The organism is Streptomyces hamibioticus (assembly GCF_047946815.1).
GTDB lineage: Bacteria > Actinomycetota > Actinomycetes > Streptomycetales > Streptomycetaceae > Streptomyces.
This window is the reverse complement of record NZ_JBKKQY010000001.1, coordinates 1,774,458-1,797,782: the sequence shown is the minus strand read 5'-3', so window position 1 is coordinate 1,797,782 and position 23,325 is coordinate 1,774,458. Positions and strand designations below refer to the sequence as shown.

Sequence of the window (23,325 nt, the reverse complement as noted above, 5' to 3'; positions counted from 1 at the left end):
TGTGCGGACCGGTACGGACCGCCAGGCACCATCATGCGGGTAATCACTCGTCGTGACCCCGGACGGGGGCGGGGTGCCGTCGCCGACGACCCGGGTCAAACGTATCGGTTGGGCGCGGGCGGAGCCGACGGTCCTGATCGCGGAGCGGGTCCGGCCCCCGGAAGACGGACCCGGGCCCGGACCGGTTCCCGTCGTGGCTCAGTTCCCGGCGGACGACCGGCGGCGGCCGATGCTGCGGACGCTGGCGAGGGTCAGGACTGCGAGGCCGACGAGCGCGGCGGCGGCACCGATCAGCTCTGCGGGCGCTGGCATGGGACCTCCGGGAGCGACGACGGCGGGATACGGACGGGTTCGGTCATATAGGCATGCCAATCCCGTCACCAGCGCAATCCGCAGCCGCACCGCCCGGCGAATTCACCCGGAGGGCAGAGGCCGGGCGGGTCGGGGGTGGCAGGTGGGCGACCGCCCGTTCGAAGGCTTACGATCCTCTGTTGTGTCCAAACTGACCGACGTGCCCAAACGGATTCTCATCGGGCGCGCACTGCGCAGTGACCGGCTGGGGGAAACGCTCCTGCCGAAGCGCGTCGCACTTCCCGTCTTCGCCTCCGACCCGCTGTCCTCCGTGGCGTACGCGCCCGGCGAGGTGCTGCTGGTCCTGTCCATCGCGGGCCTGTCGGCGTACCACTTCAGCCCCTGGATCGCGGCCGCGGTCGTCGTGCTGATGTTCACCGTGGTGGCCTCCTACCGGCAGAACGTGCACGCCTACCCGAGCGGCGGCGGCGACTACGAGGTGGCCAACACCAACCTCGGCTCCAAGGCGGGCCTGACGGTGGCGAGCGCACTGCTGGTCGACTACGTCCTGACCGTCGCCGTGTCCATCTCCTCGGGCATCGAGAACCTCGGCTCCGCGATCCCCTTCGTCGTCGAGCACAAGGTCTTCTGCGCGATCGCCGTGATCCTGCTGCTCACGTTGATGAACCTGCGCGGAGTGAAGGAGTCGGGCACCCTCTTCGCGATCCCGACGTACATCTTCGTCGCCGGCGTCTTCACCATGATCGCGTGGGGGGCGTTCCGCGGGATCGTGCTCGGCGACGAGATGCACGCCCCCACCGCGGAGCTCGAGATCAAGCCCGAGCACCAGGGCCTGGCCGGCTTCGCCCTGCTCTTCCTGCTGCTGCGCGCCTTCTCTTCCGGCTGTGCCGCGCTCACCGGCGTCGAGGCGATCTCCAACGGCGTCCCCGCCTTCCGCAAGCCGAAGTCCCGGAACGCCGCGACGACGCTGGCGCTGATGGGCCTGCTCGCGGTCACCATGTTCTGCGGCATCATCGGGCTGGCCATGGCCACCGACGTCCGCATGGCGGAGAACCCGGCCGTCGACCTGGTCCGCGACGGTGTCCCGGTCGGTGCCGACTACGTGCAGCACCCGGTGATCTCCCAGGTCGCCGAGGCGGTCTTCGGCAATGGCAGCTTCCTGTTCATCCTGCTGGCCGCGGCCACCGCGCTGGTGCTGTTCCTCGCCGCGAACACCGCGTACAACGGCTTCCCGCTGCTCGGTTCGATCCTCGCCCAGGACCGCTACCTGCCCCGCCAGCTGCACACCCGCGGTGACCGCCTGGCCTTCTCCAACGGCATCGTGCTGCTGGCCGGCGCGGCCATACTGCTGGTGTGGGTCTACGGCGCCGACTCCACCCGGCTGATCCAGCTCTACATCGTCGGCGTGTTCGTGTCCTTCACGCTCAGCCAGACCGGCATGGTCCGCCACTGGAACCGCCATCTGCGCACCGAGAAGGACCGCGCCAGGCGCCGCCGCATGATCCGCTCCCGGGCCATCAACGCCTTCGGTGCCTTCTTCACCGGCCTGGTGCTGGTCGTCGTCCTGGTCACGAAGTTCACGCACGGCGCCTGGGTCGCCCTGCTCGGCATGTGCATCTTCTTCGCGACGATGACCGCGATCCGCCGCCACTACGACCGGGTGGCCGAGGAGATCGCGGCGCCCGAAGGCCCCAGTGACGACATGGTCCGTCCCTCCAGGGTCCACTCGGTCGTCCTCATCTCCAAGATCCACCGCCCGACCCTGCGCGCCCTCGCCTACGCCAAGCTGATGCGTTCGGACACGCTGGAGGCGCTCAGCGTCAACGTCGACCCGGCGGAGACCAAGGCGCTGCGCGAGGAGTGGGAACGGCGCGGCATCGACGTACCGCTGAAGGTGCTGGACTCGCCCTACCGCGAGATCACGCGGCCGGTCATCGAGTACGTCAAGAGCCTGCGCAAGGAGTCGCCGCGCGACGCCGTGTCGGTGATCATCCCCGAGTACGTGGTGGGCCACTGGTACGAGCATCTGCTGCACAACCAGAGCGCGCTCAGGCTCAAGGGCAGGCTGCTGTTCACGCCGGGCATCATGGTGACCTCGGTGCCCTACCAGCTGCAGTCCTCGGAGGTGGCCAAGCGGCGGGCCCGCAAGCAGCAGGAGTGGAACGCGCCCGGTGCGGTGCGCCGCGGCCCGGCCCAGGAGCGGCCGAAGGAGTCCTCGCAGTCGACGTAGACTGGTGGGCTGTTGCCGATCGCTGTCCCCCCACCTTTGGAGTCACCCCGCCATGCAGGCAGAAGAGAACAAGACGCCGGCGGAAGCGCTCGTGGGTGAGTCGCCGGCGGGATCGCTCGTGGGGGAGGAGTACGAGGTCGAGATCGGCCCCGTCGCCCACGGTGGCCACTGCATCGCCCGCACGCCCGAGGGCCAGGTGCTGTTCGTCCGGCACACACTGCCCGGCGAGCGGGTGGTGGCGCGGGTCACGGAGGGCGAGGAGGGCGCCCGCTTCCTCCGGGCCGACGCGGTCGAGATCCTTCAGCCGTCCAAGGACCGCATCGAGGCCCCCTGCCCCTTCTCCGGCCCCGGCCGCTGCGGCGGCTGCGACTGGCAGCACGCCAAGCCGGGCGCCCAGCGGCGGCTGAAGGGCGAGGTCGTCGCCGAACAGCTCCAGCGGCTCGCGGGCCTCACGCCCGAGGAGGCCGGCTGGGACGGCACGGTGATGCCGGCCGAGGGCGACAAGCTGCCCGCCGGCCAGGTGCCGCAGTGGCGCACGCGGATGCAGTACGCGGTGGACGCCGAGGGCCACGCGGGCCTGCGCCGGCACCGCTCGCACGAGGTCGAGCCGATCGACCACTGCCTGATCGCCGCCGAGGGCGTCAGCGAGCTGGGCATCGAGAAGCACGACTGGACGGGCATGGAGTCCGTCGAGGCGATCGCGGCGAGCGGCTCGCAGGACCGTCAGGTGATCCTGACCCCGCGTCCGGGCGCCAGGCTGCCGCTGGTCGAACTGGACCGCCCGGTGTCCGTCATGCGGGTGGGGGAGAAGGACGGCGGCGTCCACCGCGTCCACGGCCGCCCCTTCGTCCGCGAGCGCGCGGACGGCCGTACCCACCGGGTGGGCGGCGGCGGCTTCTGGCAGGTGCACCCGAAGGCCGCGGACACCCTCGTCACGGCGGTCATGCAGGGCCTGCTGCCCCGCAAGGGCGACATGTGCCTCGACCTGTACTGCGGCGTGGGCCTCTTCGCGGGCGCGCTGGCCGACCGGGTCGGCGACCAGGGCGCGGTGCTCGGCATCGAGTCCGGCAAGCGGGCGGTCGAGGACGCCCGGCACAACCTCGCCGACTTCGACCGGGTCCGTATCGAGCAGGGCAAGGTGGAGTCGGTCCTGCCGCGTACGGGGATCACGGAGGTCGACCTGATCGTCCTGGACCCGCCGCGGGCGGGGGCGGGCCGGAAGACGGTGGAGCACCTGGCGTCCCTGGGCGCCCGCCGGATCGCGTACGTGGCCTGCGATCCGGCGGCGTTGGCACGGGATGTGGCGTACTTCGCGGACGGGGGGTACCGGGTGCGGACGTTGCGGGTGTTCGATCTGTTTCCGATGACGCATCACGTGGAGTGTGTCGCCATCCTCGAACCGGTCACAGAGAACTCCTGAACTGCGGTTCTGCGCGTGCGTGTGACGTCTTCGTCCGCCGCGCAGGGCGCGACGGCCTTCTTGGCTCGAAGTCGTCAGCAAGGGATCAGTGGGTCCTAGGCTTGGTTGCTCCTGCGATCCCGAAGGAGCCGGAACAGCAGTGTCGGACAAGCGAGTCGTCATCGTGACCGGTGGAGGCACGGGCATTGGGGAGGCCACCGCCCGGCTGCTGCGCGAGGGAGGTCACCACGTGGTCGTCTCCGGCCGGCGGAGCGAGCCGCTGCGACGCCTCGAACAAGAGGCCGGAGTGCTCGCGCATCCGTCCGATGTGAGGGACCCCGAGGCCGCCGGCAGCCTCGTCCGAGCAGCCCTGGCCGCGTATGGGCGACTCGACGGACTTGTGCTCAACGCGGGCATCGGGCGTGGTGGGACCGTCGGCGACCTGTCGTTGGAGGACTGGGACGAGGTGATGCGCACCAACGTCACCGGCCCGCTGCTTCTCCTGCGCGCGGCGATCCCGCACTTGCTGGAGACGAGCGGGGCGGTGGTCGCTGTCGCTTCGGTGTCCGCGCTGCGCAACGGCACGAGCAACGTCCCCTACGCCACGTCCAAGGCAGCCTTGCTCCAGCTGTGCCGTTCCGTCGCCGTCGACTACGGGCGTCGGGGCGTGCGGGCCAACATCGTGTGTCCGAGCTGGGTGAGAAGCGAGATGGCCGACCGCCGCATGGCGCGCTTCGCCGCGGAAGCGGACCTGCGGGGAGATGGCGTGGAGGAGGCCTACGAAGAGGTGACCAGACTTCTTCCCCTGGGTCGGCCGGGTGAGCCGGGGGAGATCGCGGAGGCCGTCGGCTGGTTGCTGTCCCCGGCCGCGTCGTATGTGAATGGCGCCGTGCTCACCGTCGACGGCGGGGCGACGGCCCTGGACCCCGGGACGCTCGCGTTCGACTTCCATGTCGCGCCACGCCGCGACGACGTGTCCGACCCTCCTCGATGAACACCGCTGGACCCACAACCCTTCTGCCGTCAGTGCCTATTACTCGCGGTGGGTCAGGGTCGCCGGGCCGGAGCGGGCTGGTGGTGACACGGCAGTGCGTCCGCCACGGACTCCCGGGCGCCCCGCGGCGCCGGCGGTGAGGGCAGAAGGACAGCGGTAGGCCTCCGGCGGGCATACCCGCCGGAGGCCGGCCGCGTCGGCTGTCTCAGCGGGGCAGCGGTTCGCCGGAACGTGTTCGCGCGGGGCCCAGGGGGAGCCGGATGGCCAGCGCGGTGGCGCCGCGCACCATGGGCGTGGACATGATCCCGGCCACGCTGGTGCGGCCGGCGATGTAGGCGTCGAGACGGCGCCACGCCGGGGGCAGGCGGGTCAGCGCGGTGTGGACGAGGCCGGGGTTGCGGGCGAAGAGGTTCATCAGCGTGCCACTGGCGCGCATCTCGACGCCGAGGACGTCGTCGACCTGCCGTCCGTAGTGGGCGGCGGCGGTGTTCGCGTCCGCCTCGCCGGCGGCGGTGACGAGACGGGCGGCGGCGTGCCCCGCGAGGTCGCCCGAGCGCAGCGCGTAGGAGATGCCTTCCCGGGACCAGTGGTCGACGAGTGCTGCGGCGTCACCGGCGACGAGCACGCGCCCCCGGGTCAGCGGGGAGTCAGGGGTGCGGCACCGGGTCAGGTGGCCGGTGTCGTGGAGGGGGCGTGGGCCGCGAAGTCCGTGGCGGGTGAGGAAGTCCTCCTTGTAGGCGCGGAGGGCGGCGGGGTTGCCGCGGGCGGCCACCACTCCGGCGGTGCAGACGTCCCCCTTGGGGAAGACCCAGCCGAAGGAGCCCGGCAGCGGGCCCCACTCCATCAGGACACGGCCCCGCCACCGGTCTGCCGTCCGTTCGCCGACCGGCACTTCGGCCTCCAGGGCGAGGTCGACCTGGGCGCACCGCACCCCTACGTACCGGGCGACCCTGCTGGCGCTGCCGTCGGCGCCGACGACGGCCCGGGCGCGGAGGGTGTCGCCGTGGTTGGTCTTCACCGTGACGGTGCCGCCCTGTTGCTCCAGGGCGGTCAGTGCGGTGCCGTCCCGGACCGTCGCCCCCGCCAGCGCGGCGGCCTCGGTCAGCGCCGCGTCGAGTTCGCTGCGGTAGACGAGGGCGATGGTCGGGGAACCGGAGGTGAGCGTGCGTTCTCTGCGGCCGTTGAGGGTGAAGGTGAACTGCCGGGCGGTGTCGTACACCTTCAGCGGCAGGCCGGGGGGCAGGGCGGCGAGGGACGCTCCGATGAGGCCGCCGCCGCAGGTCTTGTAGCGGGGGATGGCGGCACGCTCCAGCAGCAGTGTCCGACAGCCCTGCTCGGCGGCGACCCGGGCGGCGGTGGCGCCGGCCGGGCCGCACCGACGACGATCACGTCCCAGGTGCCGGGCGTACGGGCGGGGGTGGAGGGAGGGGGCATACGAGGGTCACCTAGCGGTCGGGCGAAAAGGGTGGCGGGTACGTCAGTCGGAGGCGGCCGACGAGGCGGCGGCCGGTTCCGCGCCGGGGCGCGCGTCGTCCTGCCCCTGTCCGGGGGCGAGGCGGGCCAGGAGGTAGCGGGTGAGCGCGGTGGCCGTCGGGTGGGTCCACATCACCGTGGTGGGGATGTCCAGGGCCAGTTCGCGTTGCAGGCGGTTGCGCAGGGCGATGGCCATGAGGGAGTCCAGGCCCAGGGTGACCAGTGACGTGTTGGCGTCGAACCGGTCGGTGCCCAGCCGCAGCACTGCGGCGATGTGCTCGACGACCTGGGGCTGGAGGATCTGCTGACGCTGCTGGGGGCAGTCCGTCTCCCGCAGGGTTTCCAGCAGGGCGCTGCGGGGGCCGGCGGAGTCCGCGCCCGCCGCCGAGGCGGCCAGCTCGGCGAAGAAGGCGGTGCGGGCGGTGGCGGGATAGGTGTATTGCCCTGTGAGGTTGGGGACGCGGCTGGCGGGTGGCTGGCCCTTGAGCGCGGTGTGTCCGCGGTGGTGATTGTAGGTGTGCAGCCAGCTGGGGAAGGCGTCACGTCTTTCCTGCTCTGACTGGTAGGGGCGGGCGTAGGCCCACTCGTCGAGCAGGGTGCGGTTGAAGCGTTCGACCTTGCCGTTGGTCTGGGGCCGGTAAGGCCGGGTTCGCTTGTGGGTGATCCCGGCCGCTGCCAGCGCGTCGCGCCAGGCACGGGAGCGGTAGCAGGAGCCGTTGTCGGTCAGGACCCGCTCGACGCTGATTCCCGCCTGTGCGAAGAAGGTCTGGGCCCGCTGCCAGAAGCCGGTGGCGGTCTCCTTCTTCTCGTCGGTGTGTATCTCGCTGTAGGCCAGGCGGGAGTGGTCGTCGACGGCGGTGTGCAGGTAGCTGTAGCCGACGCTGGACCGTTTGGCACGACCGGCCTGGCGGCCGAGGACCTTGTGGCCGCCGCCGTCGGGGATGTTGCCCAGCTTCTTGATGTCGACGTGGACCAGCTCGCCGGGCTTGTCGCGTTCGTAGCGGCGTATGACACGGCCCGTTGCCCGGTCCAGATGGGCGAGGCGGGCCAGGCCGTAGCGGGTCAGGACCCGATGCACGGTCGAGGGCACCAGGTGCAGCAGGTGCGCGATGCGAGCCGGGCCCCACCGGCGCAGCACGCGGACCTTGATGATGCGCCGCTCGGTGCGGGTCGGGGTGCGGCGCGGGCTCGTGTGCGGGCGGGAGGACACATCACTCATCCCGGCCTCGCCGGACGCCCGGTAGCGGTCGGCCCACCGCTGAGCGGTGGTGGGCGAGACCTGGAAGCGTTCAGCGGCCCGGCGAAGAGTCCAGCCGTCCTCGACCACGCAGCGGGCCAGACGCAGCCGTCCAGTCTCGGTCAGGGGTGCATTACGGTGGGGCACGAGGGCCTTTCTGTTGGTGTAGACGTCGCAATCCACACCGAACCGGAAGGCCCTCACCTGTTCAAGATCCCTCAGCCGAGACCTGGCTCACCCGTCCACAACCTCCCCGGACAGAACAGCTAGGACTCCAGCCACCGTGCCATGTCGACGGGTGTGTAGGCGGTGCGGTCGCGGTCGTGGGCGAGGATGCGCTCCAGGGCGGCGATGCCCTCCGCGGGCGCGATCATGGCGTAGCCGCGTTCCGCCATCCCGGTGCCGCGGCCGACCTCCGCCCACGGCCCCCAGTTGACGCAGGTGGCCGGCAGCCCCTGGGCCCGGCGCCAGGAGGTGAACTCGTCCAGCCAGGCGTTGGCGGCCGCGTAGGCGCCCTGTCCGGGGTTGCCCAGCAGGGAGGCGGCGGAGGAGAAGGTGACCCACCAGTCCAGCTCCTGGCCGACCGTGGCGTGGTGGAGCAGCCAGGCCCCGGTCGCCTTGGGCCGCCAGACCTTCTCCAGGAGGCCGGGGGAGAGGTTGGCGACGGTGGCGTCCTCGACGACGGCCGCCGCGTGGACGATGCCGCGCAGCGGGTGGCCGGTGTCCAGGGCGGCCCGCACGAGGGTGTCGGCGACGCCCGGCTCGGCGAGGTCCCCTCTCACGATCTCGACGCGGGTGCCGAAGCCGTCGGTGATGGCGTCGAGGGTTGCGCGGGCGGCCGGAGTGGGTGCGCCGCGGGAGGTGAGCACGACGGCCGCGGCGCCCCGTTCGGCCAGCCACCGGGCGACCAGGAGCCCCAGTCCGCCGAGGCCGCCGCTGACCAGGTAGCTCCCGTCGGACCGTACGACGGGGACGTCCTCGGGCCGCACGGGCAGGGTGTCGGTGCCCTCGGCGGGCCAGGTGAGGACGAGTTTGCCGGTGTGCCGGGCGGAGGCCATGGTGTGGAAGGCCGACGCCGCCTCGGTGACGGGGTGTTCGGTGACGGGCAGCAGCGGCAGGGTGCCGTCCGCGAGCATCCCGGCCAGGTCCCGGTAGCCCTCGGCGAGCAGTTCCGGGTCCTGCTGCATCATCATCAGCACGTCGATGCCGGCGAAGGTGACGTTGCGCCGGAAGGGCAGCAGCCCGAGGCGGGTGTTGGCGTAGATGTCCCGCTTGCCGAGTTCGAGGAACCGGCCCCGGTGGGCCAGCAGGTCCAGACTCGCCGACTGCGCCGGACCGGTGAGGGAGTTGAGTACGACGTCCACGCCGCGGCCCCCGGTGAGGTCGCGCACCTGGTCGGCGAAGTCCAGGGTGCGGGAGTCCATGACGTGCGCGACGCCCAGGTCGCGCAGGTACGCCCGCTTGGCCTCGCTGCCCGCGGTGGCCCAGACCTCCGCGCCGCAGGCCCGCGCGAGGTGCAGCGCGGCCAGACCGGTGCCCCCGCTCGCCGAGTGGATGAGCACTTTCTCCCCGGGCGGAGCCGGGCCAGGTGCCGCAGGGCGTACCAGGCGGTCAGGTAGGCGCACGGCAGTGCCGCGGCGTCCTGCGTGCTCACCGCGGCCGGCACCGGCAGGAGGCAGCCGGCGCGGACGGTCGCGAAGGAGGACATGACGGCCGACTGGGCCCCGTCCACGAACATGGCGGCCACCCGGTCGCCCTCCCGCACCTCCCGGACGCCGTTCCCGACGGCGGTGACCACGCCCGCGCCGTCGAACGCGCAGACGTCCTGGCGCTCCTCGCCGGTGCTGAAGCGCTGGTAGACGCCCATGGCCTGGAGCACGTTGATGAAGTTGACGCTGGTGGCGTCGAGGCGGACCTCCACCTCGCCCGGTCCGGGCCGGCGTCGGGACTGGGCGACGAACTCGAAGGAGTCCAGGTCGCCGGGGCGTGCGAGGTGCAGGGCCACCCGGTCGCGCTCGCGGCCGACCGTGGCGCGGCGGCGCTCCCGCTCGTCCAGCGGGGCGTTGCGCAGGTGCGCCAGGTGACGTGTCCCGTGCCGGTAGGCGATCTCGTCCTGCTCGTCGGGGCAGGACAGCAGTTCCGCGGCCACGTCCGTGACCGGGGTGTGCGGGTCGATGTCCAGGACGGCGGGGCGCAGTTCGGGGTGCTCGTAGCTCAGGACCCGCACGAGCCCGCGCAGGCCCGCCTGGCCCAGGTCCGGCCGGTCCTCGGGCGTGACCTGCTGCGCGGTGCCGGTGACGGTCCACAGTCGCGGCGCCGCCGAGTCCCCCGCGGTGCCCGACAGCGCGCGGGCCGTTTCCACCAGGCGGGCGACCCGCTCCCGGGCCCGGTCGTGCGGGGACGCGGAGGCACCGCCGGGCGCGGGCAGGTACACCACTGCCTGCGGCTCCTGACCGCCGGCCTGCGACGGGATCACCGGTGCGGTGCCGCCCTCCGGGGCGGGCGTCCGGATGTCCACCGCGGCGCCCCGCTCCTCCAGAGCGGCGCCCAGCGCGGTCGCGAACGACTCGCGCCCGGCTTCCGCCACCAGGGTCCAGGGTCCGGTCGCCGGTCGCGGCGCGGGGCGCTCGCAGGGCTCCCAGCACGCCCGGAGGAGACGGTGGGCGAAGCGCTCCTCGGCGCTCTCGGCGGGTACGTGGCGGAACTCCACGCCGGTGGCGTCGGCGACCACGGACCCGTCGTCCGCCCACAGCCGGAAGTCCGCCGTGTACCGGTCGCCGTCCGTCCGCCCGAGGGTGACCAGGCAGTAGCCGCTGAGCGGGACCGCCCCGTACAGCCGCAGCGCCTCGATGCGCCGGGGCAGGATGCCTCCGGCGGGCACGGTGCCGGTGCGCAATACGGCACCGGCGACGGCCTGGAGGCAGGTGTCCAGCGCGACGGGGTGGCAGTGCAGCGCCTGGGCTCCGGCCCGGCCCTCGTCGGGTACCCGGAGCCGGGCCAGGAGGCGGGCCCCCGGGCGGTCGGCCGGTGCCCCGTCCGCGTACAGGGACCGCAGGCCGAGGAACGGCGGGCCGTGGTGCACGCCGCGTTCCTCCCGCATCTGCCGGTAGACGTCCGCCGGGTCCACGGCATGCGGGAACTCCGTCAGTAGCTGCCGCGGATCACGGCCCTGCGGGACGGGGTTGCCTTCGGACGCGCGGTGCAGGTGCGCCCGGGCGTGCTGGACGCGGGTGCCGTCGGCGGCGGTGCTGACCACCCGCCAGCGGGCGGTGTCCGGGCCGGCCGCCTCGGCGGTGGCGGTGACGGGCGTCCCGTCGGACGCGGGCAGCAGCAGCCGCTGCAGCTCGATGCCGGTGAGGCGCACGCGCTCCGGGCCGGTGGCGTACAGGTCGCCGGCGGCGGCGACGGCCATCTCGCACAGCGCCGCACCGGGCACCACGGCGACGTCGTCGACGCGGTGCGCGTCCAGCCAGGGCAGCGTCGTGGGGCTGACGCGGGTCTGCCACAGGTGACGGCCCTCGCCGTCGGGATCCGCGGTGTGCGGTCCGGTGAGCGGGTGCGCGGCGGGGGACGCATGCGCCCCGGCCGACTGCCGCAGCGGGGAGGGGTCGACGACGTACCGGGTGCGCTCCCAGGTGGTCGGCGGTACGTCGGCCAGGGCGCCGTCGCCGTAGCGGACGGCCCAGTCCAGCGGGTGGCCGGCGCAGTGCAGCGCCGCCACGTGGGTGTGGAACGCCAGCGTGTCGTCGGTGTCGCGCAGCAGGGAGGAGACGACCGCGGTGTCGGCGTGGCCGTGCGCGGCGAGCGTGGCCTGTACCGGGTGGGCCATCACGGGGTGGGGGCTGATCTCCACGAACAGCCGGTGCCCGTCCTCGGCCGCGGCCCGCACGGCGTCGGCGAAGCGCACCACCCGGCGGAGGTTGTCCGACCAGTAGGCGGCGCGTTCGCGCGGGTCGTCGCTGACGGTGCTGTAGAAGACCGCTGTCGGCCGCCCGCCGGTGACGTCGGCGAGCGCGTCCGCGAGGTCGGGCAGGATCGGGTCCATGTGGGCGGTGTGCGAGGCGACGTCCACCTCGATGACGCGGACGCCCACGCCGCGCGCGTCCCAGTCCTCGGCGAGGCGGCGGATGCGGTCGGCGTCGCCACCGATGACGGTGTTCTCCGGGGACGCGACGACCGCGACGCTCACCCCCCGGACGTCCTGTTCCGCCAGCAGCCGTTCTACCTCGGCACGGCCGAGGGCGACCGAGGCCATCAGGCCCTGCCCCGCGGTCCGCAGGATCAGGCGCGACCGTCGGCAGATGACCCGTACTCCGTCCCGGACGCTCAGCGCTCCCGCGGCGACCGCGGCGGCGACCTCGCCCATGGAGTGGCCGATCACGGCCGCCGGTTCGACGCCGTGGGACCGCCACATCGCCGCCAGGCCCAACTGGATGGCGAAGATCACCGGCTGCACCCGGTCGAAGCCGGTCACCACCTCCGGACGGCACAGGGTTTCCCGCAGCGAGAAGCCGGACTCCTCTGCCACGAGCGGTTCGAGTTCGTCGATGACCCGGGTGAACTCCGGGTCGTGGTCCAGCAGGCGCCGGCACATGCCCGCCCACTGCGAGCCGTGCCCCGAGAAGACCCACACCACGCCCCGCCCGGCGTCCGGCACCGCCCTGCCGGTCGCCACCCCGGCCGAAGGCACCGTTCCGGCCGCCAGTTCCTCCAGCCGTGCCACCAGCTCCCGCCGCCCGGCGGCGACGACGGCGGCCCGTTCCCGGGCGGGCGAGCGCCGCACGGCCAGTGTGTGCGCCACATCGCCCAGCGGGACCTGTGACCCCTCACCCCTCAGCCACCGGGCCAGGCGGCCGGCCGCGGACCGCAGGGCCACGGGTGTGCCGGCGGACAGCGGGAACACGCGCGGCGCTTCGTCGCCCCGGGCCGGGCCGCACCCGTCGGACACCGGGAGACGGGGCGCGCGCCGGGCGGGAGAGGCCGTGGGAGCCTGTTCCAGCACGACGTGCACGTTGGTGCCGCTGATGCCGAAGGAGGACACCGCGGCCAGCCGGGCGCCGTCCCCGACCGGCCACTCGGTCGTGTCGGTGGGCACGAACAGCCGCGTGCCACTGGCGTCGATCTGCGGGTTCCACTCCCGGAAGTGCAGGCTGGCCGGCACCATGCCGTGGCGCAGGGAGGCGATGGCCTTCAGCAGACCCGCCACGCCCGACACCGGCTCGGTGTGGCCGATGTTCGTCTTCACCGACCCCAGCGCGCACCGGTCGCGGCCCTTGCCGTAGACCGCGGCCACCGCGGCGAACTCGATGGGGTCGCCCACCGCCGTGCCCGGGCCGTGCGCCTCCACCATCCCGACGTCACCGGCCTCGACCCCCGCGCGCTCCAGCGCCAGACGGTAGAGATCGATCTGCGCGGGCTCCGAGGGAGCGCTCAGCCGGGTGCCCCGCCCGTTCTGGTTGACCGCCGTGCCGCGCAGCACCGCCAGCACCCGGTCCCCCGCCCGTACCGCGTCCGAGAGGCGCTTGAGCACGACCACGCCGCAGCCCTCTCCGCGTACGTAGCCGTCGGCGGCGGCGTCGAAGGCGTGGCAGCGGCCGGTGGGGGAGAACACGCCCCACAGCGCCGGGGCGATGACCCCCTCCGGCCCCAGCGTCAGCATGCTGGCCCCGGCCAGCGCCACGTCCGACTCGCCCGTGCGCAGGCTCTGGCAGGCGGAGTGCACCGCGAGCAGCCCGGACGCGCAGGCGCTCTCCACGACCACCTGAGGGCCCCTGAGGTTGAGCATGAAGCCCACGCGGCCGGGGCCGATGCTGTCGAAACCGGTGTACATCGCGTAGGCGTCGACCTCTTCGAGAGGCCGCTGCACACGCAGCATGTAGTCCTTCTGGTAGATCCCGAAGAACATGCCCGTCGGTGTGCCCGACAGCCGCTGGGCCGGAATGCCGGCGTGCTCGATGGCCTCCCAGACCACTTCGGACAGCAACCGGTGCTCGGGATCCACCCAGGGCGCTTCCTGCGCGTTGATCCCGAAGAACTCCGGCTCGTAGGCGTACACGTCGTCGTCCAGGAAGCAGCCGTAGCGCAGCCGGGCCGCGACCTGGGCGGGAAGACCGGCCAGCTCCGCCTGCTCCCACCGCTCGGCGGGCACCTCCCGCACCGTCTCCCGGCGTGCCATCAACAGCCGCCAGAGCGAGGTGAGGGAGCGGACCTCCCCAGGGAGCCGACAGGCGGCCCCGACGACCGCGACGGGTTCGTCGTGAGCCGCTCCGGGCTCGTCGATGCCGGGTTGCACATGCATGGGCGGTCCGTCCTTCACCACGGGGAAACCGGGAGGCGGCCGGCTGCCGGCACGCGCTCCACAGCGCCTTCGGATCCATCTCGCGAGGCAGTGGTCATTTCGGCATGTGGCTCGGGGGTATGCCAAGGACGTATGCGCTGCGGCCGGTAGCGCGTCGGGGAACACCCGTGCCCCAACGCACCGGATTCAGCCGCTCGGCCGGGCTCTTGAACGATCACCGGTGTCGGAGAGCGGTGGTGAGGGCCGTGCCACCTTCCCCGCTGCCGTGGCCGCGCCGCAGAGCGCGGCCGCACAGCCGCCCCAGGGAGCGGTACCAGCGGTCCGGCAGGAAGACGGCGTCCGCGACGATCACCGTGGCGGAGAACAGGGGAAGGCCACCCGCAGCAGCACCGTCAGGTGGCAGACGGCGGAGACGGCGACGTGGAGGCCGGCGAGCAACTGGGTCAGTTCCGGCCAGGGCCGGAACAGACTCGCCCACGGCCGCGCTCGGCACCGGCCGGTCCGCTTCGGCGGCTGCCCATCCGGTCTGGGCGGACAACTGCCTGGCCAGGCCCGGGGCCCACGGTGAACCGCGCCCCCGGATCCGGTCGCGGTGCGGGAACTCGCGCAGCAGGAAGACGAGGTGGACCAGGCCGTATCCGATCCGCGGCACCGCCGCCGCGTACCAGAAGACCGGCCGCCCGGTCACCAGGGTGAAGAACGCGGCGATGCGGTCGGGCACCGACTGCGCCGCCGTACGTGCGCCGGTCCCGGCGCAGCCGCTCCGGCGCGTCTCCCTCCGGCGGGAGTCAGTGGCCTGCACCGGGCGATCGGGGGCAGGCGGATGGGGAGGAGGCACAGACATGATCCGTCCAGCCGACATCCGCGAGTGGCGCAATCACGACGTCGTCGACCCGAAGGGACACAAGATCGGCCGGCTCGAAGCGGTCTATGTCGACACCGCGACCGACGAACCGGCCATGGCCACCGTCCAGACCGGGCTGCCCACCCGGCACCGTCTGGTCTTCGTCCCCCTTGACGACGTGATCCTCGGACCCGGCTACGTCAGGACCGCGTACGACAGGAAGCTCGTGCGGAAAGCCCCGTCGGTCGGCACCGACGACGTATTGCCGGCCGAGGAGGAAGAAGCGATCTTCCAGTATTACGGCATGCCGTACCAGCCCGGCGCAGCGGGCGAACGCCAGCTCGCACGCCGCTGACCGCGTGCCGGCCTTCGACCAAGGAGACGTTTCCCGATGGCAGCCTTCTTCTTCCTGGCCCTGGTGGCCGTCATACTCGGGATCATCGGCGTCGTCGTGGAGGGGCTGGGCTACTTGCTGATCATCGGCATCGTGGTCCTCGTGGCCGCCCTCGTCCTCACCGCCGTGCGCTGGACGCGACACTCCCGCCGGCGACCCGTCCGCTGACCCGGCCCGGCGTCCGGCTCACCGTCCTGTCGTCCGGCTGTCCGCCGCGCAGGCGTGAGTCACGGCGTCCCGCGTCCGATCGCGTTCCTCGAGCCGGGGTTCATTCCCGGCCGGGCTCCCGGTCGGCGGGGCCGGTCCGGCGGCTGGACTCCAGCCACGAGTGGGCCGGTTCCGCCGCACGGGTGGTGTCCACGGTCAGCTCGAGCCGGGTGCCGCCCTCGTCGCCCGCGGGAAAGCTGCGCTGCTCGGTGGCGGCGAAGCAACGCCGGAGAACCTCCGCGACCCGCCGGGCGACCTCGGGTGACGCGGCGACGACGTGGACCTCGGCATGCCCGGCCGGGAGCGATTCCTGCGATTCCATACGACCTCGCTGTGCGACTGGACCAGAGCGCTGATCACTCTACTGCCTCGTCCGCTGCCGGGGGCCAGCCCTGGAGGCACCGGATGCCGCGTGTGACGCGGGGCAGCATCCGCCGGCCGGCGCACGGCCCGTTCGGGCGGTCCGAGGAGTACGCTGGAAATACCGAGGATTCTTCGAACACCGGTAACCGTGCCTGTGTCGTTTTCGGCGATCCAATACGCCGGGCCGGTCGCGATCGGCTCGGGGCAGGGCTCGCGTCATGACTGCGACCATCTCCCGCCCGACGACATCCGAAGGCGGGCCCTCCGCGCCCGCCGTGCGCCTCTCGCTCGCCCCCACCGGTTCCGCACCGGCCCTGCTGGACGGCGCCTGGTGGCCGCGCTCGCGCGACCTCGGCGCCGAACTGCCCGCCCTGGTGGCCGTGCTCGATCCGCTGTGGGGACGGATCACCCGGGTCACGGTGCAACCCACCCGGTGGCCGGTCGTGCCACGCAAGGTGCCCGTCGCCGGGCACGTGGTGAAGGTGGGCTGGTTCCTGGCCGAGCAGGACCCGCACGAGGTGCTGCTGCTCTCGTACCACGTGGGCCGCTGGAACCTGCTGGTGGTGCCGCCGCAGACACCTCCCGCCTCGGCCGAGTGGCTGATGGCCGCCGCCGGCGACCCGCAACGCACCGATTCCGGGAGCGCGTTGATGAAGCAGGCGGCGCGTCTGCGGGACGCCGCCGAGACCGAGCGAACCGTGGAAGCGGTCTGGGACTCCGAGGGAGGGCACGGCGATCCCGGTTCGGCCGCGCCCGCACGGAGCCGGGCGGTCACCGCCGCGCTGCCGTACCAGTCGCAGAGGGCGTGAGGACCATGGAGACCTTCGTGACGGTGATCGCGTTGCTGGCGTTGATCGCTCTGGGCGCGTTCCTCATCCACCGGCTCAACTCGCAGCGCGGCGACCGCATCACCGCCTTCCACTACGGCCGCACGGGCTCCGTCGCCCAAGGCCCGGCGCCGCCGGCCGGGCGGAAGGCCCGTGACGGGGCGTCCGGAACGGGCGGCACCGGCGGACGCCGGGACCACCGCGACGGCGGACGCGGACGGCTGCGTCCGCGACGCCGCACCCGCAAGGGCCCGGCGTAAGCCCGGCCGGTCCCGCCGCGCCTCCGGGCGACAGACGCCACCGCTCCCGGTGCCCCGGCGCGCCCCAGGGCGGCCGATCCGCACCGCTACCCCCGCCGTCACGGCGGTGGGGGCCCGGCAATGCCTGCCGCGCGGAGTCTCCGACCCTCCGAGGAGGAGCCATGCCCCCTCCCCAGCTGAACGTCCACCGCCAAGACCGTGGCCCGCGGGCTCTCTTCACCCTCGTGGGGGAGATCGATCTTGCCACGGTCCCGCTGCTGCGCACCTCGCTGGCGCAGTGTTTCCACGACGGCACCCGGACCGTCGACGTCGACCTCACGGCCGTCACCTTCTGTGACGTCAGCGGGCTGAACGTCTTCCTCGCGGCCTCGGAACTCTCCAAGGAGGCCGGGATGATCCTGCGCCTGCACCGGCCGCCGCAGTCGCTGGCCCGGGTCGTCGAGGTCACCGACTCCGGCTTCCTGATTCATTCCCGCCGGCCCGCCGGCCCGCCGGTGCGCCGGGCTCCCACGGCCCCGGGCGGTGCGCTGTGAGCCGCCCGTCCGGACCGCGGCCGCGAGATGAGGGACGCGGACCCGCCCCGGCGCACGCCGTACGCCTGCGCCGCCTGGACCGCTGGCAGACCGAGACCCTCCGGGAGGACCTGGCCGATCTGTACGTGGAATCCTCCCGGGCGCGACCCGGTGCCGAGTACCGGGGCAGGGAGGAGTTCCTCCGCAGGCTCACCGCAGCCGTCCGGCGGCCGGGGTTCGCCCTGCTGATCGCGGAGGACACGGCCTTCGCCGGGTGCGCCTACGGCTTCCCCGTAGGGCGGGACGGGACGTGGTGGCGGGGGTTCGAAGGGACCCTCCCGCAGGGCGTCGGGCAACTCACCGCGTCCGGACATGTCTTCGCGGTCACGGAAACCCTGGTGCACCCGTACACGGAGCAGCAGGACGCCGTGGCCCGCAGGCTCCAGGAGCGGCTGCTCGCCGATCACCACGCCTCGCTCGGGGCGACGCTGGTGAGCGAGGCCGACCCGGTGGCCCTCGACGCCTTCCGGTCCCGGGGCTGGCAGGACGTCGGGCGGGTCCTGAGGTCGCCGGACCCGTCGGCACTCCGGCCGCCGGCCCCCGTGCCGCTGCGGGCCCTGATCCTCGACCTCGGACCGCGTACCGCCGCCCGTCCGCACGGGCTCGCGCACGAGAACCGCACCCAGCGGCACCGTTGACGGCGGCGGTCACGACGACGCCACCGACGCCACTTCGCAACAGGCCCTCAGACGTGCGCGGGCCTGTTCCGCAGGGGTGCTCCTGCCCGGTGGAGGCTGGTGAGCGCCTGGCGGTAGGAGGCGATCAGCCCGGTCTCCACGTAGTCCACGCCCAGTTCCGCACAGTGGTGCCGGACGAGGGCCCGGGCCTTGCGCAGGTTGGGGCTGGGCATGCTGGGGAACAGGTGGTGTTCGATCTGGTGGTTCAGCCCGCCCAGCGCGATGTCGGTGAACCAGCCGCCGGTCACGTTGCGTGAGGTGAGCACCTGGCGGCGGAGGAAGTCCGGACGGTCGCCCTTGATCATCGGCATGCCCTTGTGGTTGGGGGCGAAGAGGGCTCCGAGATAGAGGCCGAACAGACCCTGGTGGACGGCGATGAAGGCGATCGCCATGCCGAGCGGCAGGACCCAGAACAGGGCGGTCAGGTAGACCGCGCAGTGCGCGAACAGCAGGGCGCCGTCGAGCGTCCGGTGCTTGAGCGAGCGGTTGGCCAGCGCCCTCCCGCTGGAGACGTGCAGGTTGAAACCCTCCAGCGTCAGGAGCGGGAAGAACAGGAAGGCCTGCCGGCGGCCGATCAGGCGGGGGAGTCCCGTCGCCGCCCGGGCCTGGTCCTGGGACCAGATCAGCAGGTCGGGATCGACGTCGGGGTCGAGGTCCTCGTTGTTGGGGTTGGCGTGGTGACGGGTGTGCTTGTCCTGCCACCAGCCGTACCCCATGCCGATGCCGGCTCCGGCGATCCGTCCGGCCGTCTCGCTCGCCCGGCGCCGGCGGAACACCTGGCGGTGGGCCACGTCATGGGCGACCAGGGCGACCTGTCCGAAGGCGATGGCCAGGAAGGCGGCGACCGCCAGTGTCCACCAACTGGCGCCGACGAGTGCGAAGGCGGCCCAGCCGCCGAGGTAGAGCACCGCCACCGCGGTGATCCGGAGGGTGTAGTAGCCGGGGCGGCGGGCCAGCAGTCCGGCATCCGCGATCTTCCTCGACAACCGTGCGAAGTCACTGCCGGTGGCCTGCGAGCGCGCGGGGTGGACGGGGGAACTGGTCATGATGACGAGGCTCTCAGATAGATGGTCAGGTGGCCGGGAGCCGCTGGAACCGGCCGCGTGCGGGAGGTGCTTCCTCCATCGGTGCATCCTCCACCGGTGCAAGTCCTCCACCGGTGCGAGCGTCTGGCGGGACTGTGAAGGAAGGCACCGGCCGCACCGTCGGCCGACGGTTGCGCAAGCCCACTCAGGGGTGGGTTCCCCGCCGGGCACGCCTCACACCGTCCCGTGGAGTGCGTGGCGATTCCGCGGCCCGTCGAGTGCCGGGGCCGGTCCTCACCCGGTGCCGGGGTGCGCCTCCGTGTCCAGGGAGGCGATGCGGCGGAGGACGGTGACGGCCAGTTCCCGTTCGCTCGCGGGGAGTGAGTCGAGGAGCCGCTCGTTGATCTCCTCCGCCGGCGCGATCAACGACTCGAGCAGCTCGGCGCCTTCGTCGGTGAGACTCAGCAGGGTGCGCCTGCGGTCCTCCTCGTCCCGCACCTGGGCCACATAGTTCTGATCGGTGAGACGGCGGAGCATCTGGTTGACGGTCGAGCGGTCCAGCGAGGTGAGGCGGGCCAGCGTGCGCTGGTCGATGCCGGGGTCCCGGCCGAGGGCGTTGAGGACGGCGAACTGCTGGGAGGTGATCTCCCGGGACACGTGCCGGGACCAGAGGGCGGTGTGCACCTGTTCCGCACGCCGGATCAGGTGCCCGACGTAGTTGTGCAGTTCCAGTGCGCGCGCCACAGTGGTCCGTCCGTCCGTCGCCGAGGTGGTGCCGGGCCGGGAGCCGCCGGCTCGCCTGGGAGTCTACGAGCCCCCGGCACCACCTCGCGGGCGGCTGCGGCGTCAGCGGCCGCGGCGCCCGGGACGCCGCGCGTAGGGGGTGGCCCGGGAGCCGTCGACGCCCACCTCCAGACGGCCGACCTTCTCGATCTCCAGGACGACGCGGTCCCCGTGGGCGAGAGGCCCGACTCCGGCCGGCGTGCCGGTGGCGATCACGTCGCCGGGGTGCAGGGTCATGACGGAGGAGGTGTAGGCGATCAGCTCGCGGACGCCGAAGATCAGGTCGGCGGTGCTGGTGCGCTGCCGGGTGCTGCCGCCCACGTCGCAGCGCAGGCCGAGGGAGTCCGGGTCCGGGATCTCGTCGGCGGTCACGATCCACGGCCCGATGGGGGTGAACGTGTCGAAGGACTTGCGGGTGGAGCGGTCCTCGCCGGAACGGACGGTGATGTCCAGCACGCACGTGTAGCCGAAGACGTGGTCCAGCGCGTCGTCCGGGCCGACGTGCGAGGCGGTGCGGCCGATGACGACGCCCAGCTCGCCCTCCTGGTCGGTGCGCTTGTCGCTGTAGGGCAGGACGATGTCCTGGCCCGGGCCGATGACGGAGGAGCTGGCCTTGAGGAACACGCCGAGGTCGGCGACGGAGGTGGTGTACTTCATCTCGGCCTTGTGGTCGAGGTAGTTGACCGGCGCACCGATGATCTTGCCCGGTCGGGGCAGCGGGGCCTCGAGGACCGCCTCGGCGAGCGGGAGGCGTGCGCGGCCGGTGAGGTCGACCCGGGTCGCCGCACCGCCGAGGGCGGCGGTCTCGATGTGCCGGTGCAGCGCGCCTGCCGCACCGGGGGCGTCGGATCCGGCGAGCTGATCGGTCACGTCGACGAGGTCGTCGCCGTCGACGAGTCCGAGTCGCCCCTTGTCGAACAGGGCCAGGCGCATCGTGGCCTCCTTGGGTGGTGTCGGGTGGGTGGCGGATCAGACGCCCGGGTCGGCGTCTTCCGTGCGGTAGAGGCCGAGGGAGCGCATCACGGGCTCGTCGCTGTAGGAGAACAGGACCGCGTCGTTCGAGGCGGACGTGTTGACGTGCCGGTAGGAGGCCCAGCCGGGGACGGCGAAGGTGTCCTTCTCGGACCACTCCAGCCGCCGGCCGTCCACGATCGTGGCCCCTTCGCCGCCAACGACGCTGAAGACGGTGGAGGCCGTGTGGCGGCGGCCGGATCCCCGGAAACCGGGGCGCAGGCGCTGGACGCGGCAGCCGATGGTGGGCATGACGGGGCCGCCCGTCCAGGGGTTGGTGTACTCCAGGACGATGCCGTCGACGTGGCTGCCCTCGGCGGTGTCGGCGATCGCGTCCAGCGCCCGCCGGGTCTCCTGCCAGGAGTACCGGGTGACGGGGGAGTGGGGCCCGTCCTGCGCGAGCCATACGGGGGTGAGGCGGCCGTGCAGGAACTGCCTGCTGCCCGCGTCGTCGGGGCGGGTGACGGGCTGGAGCCGCTGCGGGTACCGCTCGTAGAAGCCGGCTTCGAGTGCGTTGACCAGCGGGTAGTCGAGGGCGTCGAGCCAGATCATCGGCGCGTCGCCCTGGTGCGTGTGGTCGTGCCAGTGCCAGCCGGGGGTGAGCAGCAGGTCGCCGGGGGACATGAAGACGCGTTCGCCGTCGACGGTCGTCCACGCGCCGTCGCCTTCCAGGATGAAGCGGAAGGCGTTGGAGGTGTGCCGGTGGGCCTGCGCGGTCTCGCCGGGCAGGATGATCTGGAGTCCGGCGTAGAGGGTGTTGACGGTGGCCGGGGGATCGGTCAGGCCCGGATTGACGAGCATGAGGACCCGGCGTTCGGCCTCCTCCAGGGAGAGCGTCCCGGAGAAGTGCAGCAGATGCGGGCGGAGTTCCCGCCAGCTCCAGCGGTAGGGCACGGCGCGGCTCTTCGGCTCGGCGGGGAACAGGTTGCCGTGGAACCGCCACAGCGGGGCGGCTCCCAGCCCCTCCAGGGCCTTGTAGGAGAGTTCGTCGGTCGTCGTCATGCAGAGTCCTCCTGCGGTCGCTGGTTCACGGGGCGGTCACGGGGGCCGGGCCCGGCACCGGGGCCGGGTCCCAAGTGGGGGGTCCACACCCAGGAGATGTCGTCGAAGTCCTCGGCCGTGCGGGACGAGAGCAGCATGTTGCGCAGCGTGGCGCCCATGCCCTCCAGGTGACAGATCTCGCCGAACCGGCGGGCGTTGGTCTGGACGCGCGCCGCCCGGTCGCGCCGCCAGCCGGCGTACGCGGCGAAGGCGTCCGCGGGGTCGGTGGCGCCGGCGAGTGCCCGACCGAGCGCCACGGCGTCCTCCAGCGCCTGGCAGGCGCCCTGGGCGAGGTACTGGAGCATCGGGTGGGCGGCGTCGCCGAGCAGCACGATGCGGCCGTGCACCCAGTCGTCCGTGGGCGGGCGGTCGTACAGGGGCCAGCGCCGGTCGCGCGAGACCAGGGGCAGGGCGTCGCGGACGGCCGGGCAGGCGCCGGCGAAGCGTTCCTCCAGCTCCGCCTCGGTGCCCCAGTCGTCGGAGTCCGGCGTGTAGTGGTCGCTCTCGAACACGGCGACCTGGTTGTACAGCTCCCCGCGCCGCACCGGGTACTGCACGAGGTGCATGCGCGGTCCCGCCCACACCATCACCGCGTCGGAGGCGGCGTGGTGCGACATGCGTCCGGTCATCCGCTCGGCGGGCAGAGCCCCGCGGAACGCCACGTAGCGCGAGCAGACCGGATCCCCGTCGCCGACCAGGGCCCGGCGCAGCCGTGAGTGCAGGCCGTCCGCGGCCACGACCGCGTCGGCGGTCAGCTCCTCGACCGGCTCGGCGAAGCGCAGCCGTACGCCGGTGGTGTCCTGTTCGGCGTCCGTGACGGTGTGACCGGTGCGCAGGGTGATGGCGGGGTGCTCCCGGCAGGCGGCCAGGAGCGCGGCGTGCAGGTCCGTGCGATGCGTGACCAGGTACGGGTGCCCGAAGCGCTCCCGGTAGGCCGCGCCGCGCAGGTCCAGGGCGGTGACCTGGTCCCCCGTCAGGGCGTCCATCATGACGAGCCGCGGCGGTGCCACCGCCGTGCGCTGCACGGCGGAGAGCACGCCCAGTTCCTCCAGGGCCAGTGAGGCGTTCGGGGCCAGCTGGAGGCCGGCGCCGATCTCACCGAACCGGGCGGCTCGTTCCACGAGGGTCACCCGGTGGCCGGCGCGGGCGGTGGCCAGCGTCGCGGCCAGTCCGCCGATTCCGCCGCCGACGACGGCGAGGCGGAGCGGTCTGGTGGTCACGGGCATGGGGCCTCCTGGGAGTCGGCGGGAGGGGCAGGGGGGTGGTGACCGAGGAGAGGGGAGCGGTCGCGTCCCGGTGGGTGATGCGATCCGACTGATCCGTACACCAATCATTTGTGTACAGATCATGTGGCCGGGGTGTTCCCTGGTGTCAACGG

General features: G+C 72.9%; 17 protein-coding genes and 4 pseudogenes. 9 read left to right on the top strand and 12 right to left on the bottom strand.

The genetic code is table 11. The features are described from left to right. The first annotated feature begins 493 nt into the window (after positions 1-493). From ACLGIH_RS08035 to ACLGIH_RS08025, 3 genes are all read left to right on the top strand, one after another. On the top strand, positions 494-2,542 hold the full coding sequence (locus ACLGIH_RS08035) for an APC family permease (protein WP_416524537.1): 2,049 nt from the start codon (positions 494-496) through the stop codon (positions 2,540-2,542). A gap of 52 nt (positions 2,543-2,594) precedes the next feature. Continuing rightward, positions 2,595-3,962: a class I SAM-dependent RNA methyltransferase gene (locus ACLGIH_RS08030; RefSeq protein ID WP_416524536.1), complete on the top strand. Its 1,368-nt coding sequence runs from the start codon at positions 2,595-2,597 to the stop codon at positions 3,960-3,962. 139 nt (positions 3,963-4,101) lie between these two features. Then, entirely contained in the window at positions 4,102-4,935 is an 834-nt protein-coding gene (locus ACLGIH_RS08025; protein WP_416524535.1) for an SDR family NAD(P)-dependent oxidoreductase, read from the top strand. A 205-nt stretch (positions 4,936-5,140) separates the two neighbouring features. On the opposite strand, the gene ACLGIH_RS08020 is transcribed toward ACLGIH_RS08025, so the two are convergent. The 6 genes and pseudogenes from ACLGIH_RS08020 to ACLGIH_RS07995 all read right to left on the bottom strand — a co-directional run. Beyond that, entirely contained in the window at positions 5,141-6,247 is a 1,107-nt protein-coding gene (locus ACLGIH_RS08020; RefSeq protein ID WP_416529313.1) for a geranylgeranyl reductase family protein, read from the bottom strand. 165 nt (positions 6,248-6,412) lie between these two features. Next, positions 6,413-6,685 (bottom strand): annotated as a pseudogene (locus tag ACLGIH_RS08015) (acyl carrier protein); the annotation flags it as partial. A 156-nt stretch (positions 6,686-6,841) separates the two neighbouring features. Then, positions 6,842-7,792 (bottom strand): annotated as a pseudogene (locus ACLGIH_RS08010) (IS481 family transposase); the annotation flags it as partial. Between the two features lie 119 nt (positions 7,793-7,911). Beyond that, positions 7,912-9,207, bottom strand: a complete 1,296-nt coding sequence (locus ACLGIH_RS08005) for an MDR/SDR family oxidoreductase (RefSeq protein WP_416524534.1) — start codon at positions 9,205-9,207, stop codon at positions 7,912-7,914. Positions 9,208-9,386: 179 nt separating this feature from the next. Continuing rightward, a pseudogene (locus ACLGIH_RS08000) lies at positions 9,387-13,943 on the bottom strand (acyltransferase domain-containing protein); the annotation flags it as partial. A 517-nt stretch (positions 13,944-14,460) separates the two neighbouring features. Then, a pseudogene (locus ACLGIH_RS07995) lies at positions 14,461-14,664 on the bottom strand (HTTM domain-containing protein); the annotation flags it as partial. Positions 14,665-14,785: 121 nt separating this feature from the next. Between ACLGIH_RS07995 and ACLGIH_RS07990 the strand changes: the two are divergent. Continuing rightward, positions 14,786-15,142, top strand: a complete 357-nt coding sequence (locus ACLGIH_RS07990; protein WP_416524533.1) for a PRC-barrel domain-containing protein — start codon at positions 14,786-14,788, stop codon at positions 15,140-15,142. A gap of 36 nt (positions 15,143-15,178) precedes the next feature. Further along, positions 15,179-15,349, top strand: a complete 171-nt coding sequence (locus ACLGIH_RS07985) for a hypothetical protein (protein ID WP_416524532.1) — start codon at positions 15,179-15,181, stop codon at positions 15,347-15,349. A gap of 100 nt (positions 15,350-15,449) precedes the next feature. Here the strand turns inward: ACLGIH_RS07985 and ACLGIH_RS07980 are convergent, their stop codons facing one another. Beyond that, complete coding sequence (locus tag ACLGIH_RS07980) at positions 15,450-15,710, bottom strand: hypothetical protein (RefSeq protein ID WP_416524531.1); 261 nt, start codon at positions 15,708-15,710, stop codon at positions 15,450-15,452. A 259-nt stretch (positions 15,711-15,969) separates the two neighbouring features. Between ACLGIH_RS07980 and ACLGIH_RS07975 the strand changes: the two genes are divergently transcribed. The 4 genes from ACLGIH_RS07975 (at position 15,970) to ACLGIH_RS07960 (ending at position 18,048) form a co-directional block, all read left to right on the top strand. Continuing rightward, positions 15,970-16,560: a DUF5994 family protein gene (locus ACLGIH_RS07975; RefSeq protein WP_416524530.1), complete on the top strand. Its 591-nt coding sequence runs from the start codon at positions 15,970-15,972 to the stop codon at positions 16,558-16,560. Between the two features lie 5 nt (positions 16,561-16,565). Further along, entirely contained in the window at positions 16,566-16,838 is a 273-nt protein-coding gene (locus ACLGIH_RS07970; protein WP_416524529.1) for a hypothetical protein, read from the top strand. A 161-nt stretch (positions 16,839-16,999) separates the two neighbouring features. Further along, positions 17,000-17,371 carry an STAS domain-containing protein gene (locus ACLGIH_RS07965; RefSeq protein ID WP_416524528.1) on the top strand — a complete coding sequence of 124 codons (372 nt, stop codon included), beginning with the start codon at positions 17,000-17,002 and terminating at the stop codon, positions 17,369-17,371. Further along, the gene (locus ACLGIH_RS07960; RefSeq protein ID WP_416524527.1) at positions 17,368-18,048 is read left to right on the top strand and encodes a hypothetical protein; all 681 of its coding nucleotides are present in this window, start codon (positions 17,368-17,370) and stop codon (positions 18,046-18,048) included. The genes ACLGIH_RS07965 and ACLGIH_RS07960 overlap by 4 nt, the downstream gene beginning before the upstream one ends. 47 nt (positions 18,049-18,095) lie before the next feature. Here ACLGIH_RS07960 and ACLGIH_RS07955 read toward each other — a convergent pair whose 3' ends face one another. From ACLGIH_RS07955 to ACLGIH_RS07935, 5 genes are all read right to left on the bottom strand, one after another. Beyond that, entirely contained in the window at positions 18,096-19,133 is a 1,038-nt protein-coding gene (locus tag ACLGIH_RS07955) for a fatty acid desaturase family protein (protein WP_416524526.1), read from the bottom strand. Between the two features lie 273 nt (positions 19,134-19,406). Next, positions 19,407-19,856 carry a MarR family winged helix-turn-helix transcriptional regulator gene (locus ACLGIH_RS07950; RefSeq protein ID WP_416524525.1) on the bottom strand — a complete coding sequence of 150 codons (450 nt, stop codon included), beginning with the start codon at positions 19,854-19,856 and terminating at the stop codon, positions 19,407-19,409. A 102-nt stretch (positions 19,857-19,958) separates the two neighbouring features. Then, a complete protein-coding gene (locus ACLGIH_RS07945) occupies positions 19,959-20,828 on the bottom strand; it encodes a fumarylacetoacetate hydrolase family protein (protein ID WP_416524524.1) in 870 nt (289 codons plus the stop codon). Between the two features lie 36 nt (positions 20,829-20,864). Next, entirely contained in the window at positions 20,865-21,908 is a 1,044-nt protein-coding gene (locus ACLGIH_RS07940) for a cupin domain-containing protein (protein WP_416524523.1), read from the bottom strand. Continuing rightward, complete coding sequence (locus tag ACLGIH_RS07935) at positions 21,905-23,173, bottom strand: FAD-dependent monooxygenase (RefSeq protein WP_416524522.1); 1,269 nt, start codon at positions 23,171-23,173, stop codon at positions 21,905-21,907. The genes ACLGIH_RS07940 and ACLGIH_RS07935 overlap by 4 nt, the downstream gene beginning before the upstream one ends. Positions 23,174-23,325 lie beyond the last annotated feature (152 nt).

What these genes read in the sequence shown, in the direction of transcription:
- ACLGIH_RS07985 (WP_416524532.1), top strand. Translation starts at nt 15,179, where the DNA reads ATGGCAGCCTTCTTCTTCCTGGCCCTGGTGGCCGTCATACTCGGGATC.
- ACLGIH_RS07980 (WP_416524531.1), bottom strand. Translation starts at nt 15,710, where the DNA reads ATGGAATCGCAGGAATCGCTCCCGGCCGGGCATGCCGAGGTCCACGTC.
- ACLGIH_RS07965 (WP_416524528.1), top strand. Translation starts at nt 17,000, where the DNA reads ATGCCCCCTCCCCAGCTGAACGTCCACCGCCAAGACCGTGGCCCGCGG.
- ACLGIH_RS07955 (WP_416524526.1), bottom strand. Translation starts at nt 19,133, where the DNA reads ATGACCAGTTCCCCCGTCCACCCCGCGCGCTCGCAGGCCACCGGCAGT.
- ACLGIH_RS08030 (WP_416524536.1), top strand. Translation starts at nt 2,595, where the DNA reads ATGCAGGCAGAAGAGAACAAGACGCCGGCGGAAGCGCTCGTGGGTGAG.
- ACLGIH_RS07940 (WP_416524523.1), bottom strand. Translation starts at nt 21,908, where the DNA reads ATGACGACGACCGACGAACTCTCCTACAAGGCCCTGGAGGGGCTGGGA.
- ACLGIH_RS07970 (WP_416524529.1), top strand. Translation starts at nt 16,566, where the DNA reads ATGGAGACCTTCGTGACGGTGATCGCGTTGCTGGCGTTGATCGCTCTG.
- ACLGIH_RS07990 (WP_416524533.1), top strand. Translation starts at nt 14,786, where the DNA reads ATGATCCGTCCAGCCGACATCCGCGAGTGGCGCAATCACGACGTCGTC.
- ACLGIH_RS07935 (WP_416524522.1), bottom strand. Translation starts at nt 23,173, where the DNA reads ATGCCCGTGACCACCAGACCGCTCCGCCTCGCCGTCGTCGGCGGCGGA.
- ACLGIH_RS07945 (WP_416524524.1), bottom strand. Translation starts at nt 20,828, where the DNA reads ATGCGCCTGGCCCTGTTCGACAAGGGGCGACTCGGACTCGTCGACGGC.
- ACLGIH_RS07975 (WP_416524530.1), top strand. Translation starts at nt 15,970, where the DNA reads ATGACTGCGACCATCTCCCGCCCGACGACATCCGAAGGCGGGCCCTCC.